The sequence below is a fragment of the Pseudoalteromonas sp. SG43-4 genome, assembly GCF_014164325.1.
In the GTDB taxonomy this organism is placed as follows: Bacteria; Pseudomonadota; Gammaproteobacteria; order Enterobacterales; family Alteromonadaceae; genus Pseudoalteromonas; species Pseudoalteromonas distincta.
Window position 1 is genome coordinate 1 of sequence record NZ_JACJFB010000038.1, and the last position, 3410, is coordinate 3410.

Here is a 3410-nt window from a genome sequence, read left to right on the forward strand (position 1 = left end):
CACCCTGAGTTGTTCGTGCCTCGCTATGCGTTGCTGTTTCCCGTCTCAGTGGGGTCGCATTATAGGGAGATCCGAAAACAGATCAACCCTTTTTTGAAGAAAACTTGAAATAATGTGCTGTTCGCTGAGAATTTGAGCTAAACACGTTAAAAATACAACATAACCATCAAATTATTAACAACTAACGGGGTTCAAACCTATTTTATATTAGAAGTAGAGTTAAACGATCTTCATATAGAGGCTTACACCCCAGATGATCAATACGATCGTTAATGAAAGTGTTACGGCTGCAGATCCCATATCTTTGGCCCTACCTGACAATACATGTAACTCTGTACTTACTCGATCTGTTAATGCTTCAATGGCGGAGTTTAGTAATTCAACTATTAATATAATAAGCAGTGAGCTAATTAGTATTGCCCAGTGTAATAGTGATGAAGCAAGCCAAAATGAAATAGGAAATAATATAAGGCTTAATAGTAGCTCTTGCCTAAATGCTGCTTCTTCTTTAAATGCTGCTTTAAAGCCAAGGTAAGAGCAATAGGTTGCTTTGAAAACACGCTTGAGGCCTAAGCCATTCGGTTTTAATACATCTTTCATTAATAAACTCTATGAATGAAGGTCAAAATAAAGCCCCGCACTGCGAGGCTTTTTATTTATGCTACGCCGTATTGATCACGGTAAGCTTTAACTGAGGCTAAATGCTGATCCATTGTGCCTTGGCTTTCAAGGTAACTGATAAGATCAGCTAATTTTACAATTGAAATCACTTTGGTATTAAAGTCACGCTCAACTTCTTGAATAGCTGATAATTCAGCTTTACCCTTTTCTTGGCGATCTAACGCAATTAAAACACCACTAAGGTCAGCACCATTTTGTGCAATGATTTCCATCGACTCACGAATCGCAGTACCTGCAGTAATTACATCGTCAACTAGCATAATTTTGCCATTGAGTTCTGAGCCTACTAATGTGCCGCCTTCACCGTGTGCTTTTTTCTCTTTACGATTAAAACAGTAAGGTACATCTTTATCATGATGATCCGCTAAGGCAACCGCTGTTGTTGTCGCTATTGGAATACCTTTGTACGCAGGACCAAATAATACATCGTACTCTATAGCAGAATCTTCGAGTGCCGATGCATAAAAGCGACCTAAACGCGCTAAGTCTCGACCAGTATTAAACAAACCAGCATTAAAAAAGTAAGGACTTGTGCGTCCAGACTTTAATGTAAACTCACCAAATTTTAACACCTGCTTCTCTAGAGCAAATTCTATAAACTCTTTTTGATAATCTTTCATATCTTGTGGCCTACCTATTTATGCTAATGCTTGCTTTTGTACGTCAATAATTTCGCGAATAGAATGTTTAGCTAAAGTAAGTAACTCATCTAGCTCATCAAACGAGAAAGGTTCGCCTTCAGCTGTACCTTGAATTTCAATAATTTTACCTGTTTCGGTTAAAATTACGTTCATATCAGTCTCTGCTGCTGAATCTTCAATGTATTCTAAATCGCTAATTGCTTGGCCTTTGTAAATACCAACTGAAATAGCTGCAATCATATGTTTAAGTGGGTTTGAATTAATCATACCTTTTGCACGCATATGTGTTAGTGCATCAACAAGTGCAACACATGCACCACTTATAGAAGCAGTACGTGTACCGCCGTCAGCTTGAATAACGTCACAGTCAATGGTAATTGTGTTTTCGCCAAGTGCTTTTAAGTCAACAGCAGCACGAAGTGCACGTGCAATTAAGCGCTGAATTTCCATAGTACGACCGCCCTGCTTACCACGTGCAGCTTCTCGAGCATTACGCGTATGCGTTGCTCGCGGTAACATACCGTATTCAGCATTAATCCAACCTTTACCCTGACCTTTCATGAAACGAGGAACGCCCGATTCAACAGTAGCTGTACAAAGTACTTTGGTGTTACCAAACTCAACAAGTACTGAGCCTTCAGCATGCAAAGTATAATTACGTGTAAATGTAACAGGTCTAATTTGGTTAGGTGTTCTTTCGCTTGGACGCATTGACGATCCCCTTAATTCAGAATTTGCGACATTATAAGTGTATGTGGGTATAGATACCATGTTGATTTAAATAAATAGCTGTATGCAAAATATTCAGTGTATTAAATTTTCCCTAGAGCTTAAGCAGTGTTACGGTATAATCATCATAATATTGTATTTATAAATTTAGGAAAATATCCATGATCCACAGTATGACAGCTTATGCGCGTCGCGAAATAAAAGGCGATTGGGGTACTGGCACTTGGGAAGTTCGCTCAGTAAACCAGCGTTACCTTGAAACATTTATACGCGCACCAGAGCAATTTCGTGGCATGGAGCCAGTTATTCGTGAGCGTTTACGCAAACACTTACAACGTGGTAAAGTTGAGGTCTTTTTAAAGTTTGTGGCAAATCCAGCCCACGTTGGCGAGCTATCAATTAACCAAGCACTTGCTGAACAACTAATAAATAGCGCTAAATGGGTTCAACAACAAAGTAATGGTGATATTAACCCTGTTGATATATTACGTTGGCCTGGCGTTATGGAAGCAGAAGAGCTTGATATGGATAGCGTTAATACAGCATTAATAGCTGGTCTTGATCAAGTAATCGAAGATTTTAAATCTGCACGTGGCGATGAAGGTGCAAACCTTGAAGAAATGATAGCAATACGCCTTGATGCAATTCTAGAGCAAGTAGAAATTGTAGAAACGCATATGCCTGAGATTGCTAAATGGCAGCGTGAAAAACTTGCTCAAAAGCTAGAAGACTTAGCAGCAAACATTGACGAGTCACGCCTTGAACAAGAACTTATTTATCTTGCTCAAAAACAAGATGTAGCTGAAGAACTAGATCGCTTAAAGTCTCACGTTAAAGAAACTAAAAAAATCCTTAAAAAAGGAGGCGCATGTGGCCGCCGCTTAGATTTTATGATGCAAGAATTTAATCGTGAAGCTAACACGCTAGCGTCTAAGTCTATCAATAGTGACATCACTACTGCAGCCGTAGAGCTAAAAGTACTAATTGAACAAATGAGAGAACAGATCCAAAATATTGAATAGTTTTCAGCTAAGTATGGCACATTCATAACTTATCAAAACCCGAGCTTAGCTCGGGTTTTTAGTAATACCACTAATGATACTTTGAGTATTGTTACCAAGTATCTTCACCTAAGGTTAAAGCGGCATCTTAAATCGTACTTTATTTTAGACATTAAAAAGCCCGAGACTAAGCTCGGGCTTTTTGGTAATAATTAGCTAGGCTAATAATTACGCTACGATAGTTGCTACAACACCAGCACCTACAGTACGACCACCTTCACGGATAGCAAAACGAAGACCTTCATCCATCGCGATTGGTGCGATTAGAGTTACTGTCATCTTGATGTTATCACCAGGC

The 3410-nt window shown here is 39.1% G+C and carries 4 protein-coding genes and 1 pseudogene; 1 reads left to right on the forward strand and 4 read right to left on the reverse strand.

The features are described from left to right. Window positions 1-219: 219 nt before the first annotated feature. The 3 genes from H5160_RS19975 to rph are packed head-to-tail and all read right to left on the reverse strand — an operon-like array spanning window position 220 to window position 2033. Complete coding sequence (locus H5160_RS19975; RefSeq protein WP_002958892.1) at window positions 220-600, reverse strand: diacylglycerol kinase; 381 nt, start codon at window positions 598-600, stop codon at window positions 220-222. Between the two features lie 56 nt (window positions 601-656). Further along, window positions 657-1301: an orotate phosphoribosyltransferase gene (gene pyrE, locus H5160_RS19980; protein ID WP_182738512.1), complete on the reverse strand. Its 645-nt coding sequence runs from the start codon at window positions 1299-1301 to the stop codon at window positions 657-659. A gap of 18 nt (window positions 1302-1319) precedes the next feature. Beyond that, a complete protein-coding gene (gene rph, locus H5160_RS19985; protein WP_002958890.1) occupies window positions 1320-2033 on the reverse strand; it encodes a ribonuclease PH in 714 nt (237 codons plus the stop codon). 179 nt (window positions 2034-2212) lie between these two features. On the opposite strand from rph, the gene H5160_RS19990 reads away from it, so the two are divergent. Further along, window positions 2213-3073: a YicC/YloC family endoribonuclease gene (locus tag H5160_RS19990; RefSeq protein ID WP_138488390.1), complete on the forward strand. Its 861-nt coding sequence runs from the start codon at window positions 2213-2215 to the stop codon at window positions 3071-3073. 207 nt (window positions 3074-3280) lie between these two features. On the opposite strand, the pseudogene H5160_RS19995 reads toward H5160_RS19990, so the two are convergent. After that, window positions 3281-3410: pseudogene (locus H5160_RS19995) on the reverse strand (elongation factor Tu); the annotation flags it as partial.

Excerpts from the sequence above, each read along its gene's own strand:
- H5160_RS19975 (WP_002958892.1), bottom strand. The coding sequence starts at position 600 with ATGAAAGATGTATTAAAACCGAATGGCTTAGGCCTCAAGCGTGTTTTC.
- pyrE (WP_182738512.1), bottom strand. The coding sequence starts at position 1,301 with ATGAAAGATTATCAAAAAGAGTTTATAGAATTTGCTCTAGAGAAGCAG.
- rph (WP_002958890.1), bottom strand. The coding sequence starts at position 2,033 with ATGCGTCCAAGCGAAAGAACACCTAACCAAATTAGACCTGTTACATTT.
- H5160_RS19990 (WP_138488390.1), top strand. The coding sequence starts at position 2,213 with ATGATCCACAGTATGACAGCTTATGCGCGTCGCGAAATAAAAGGCGAT.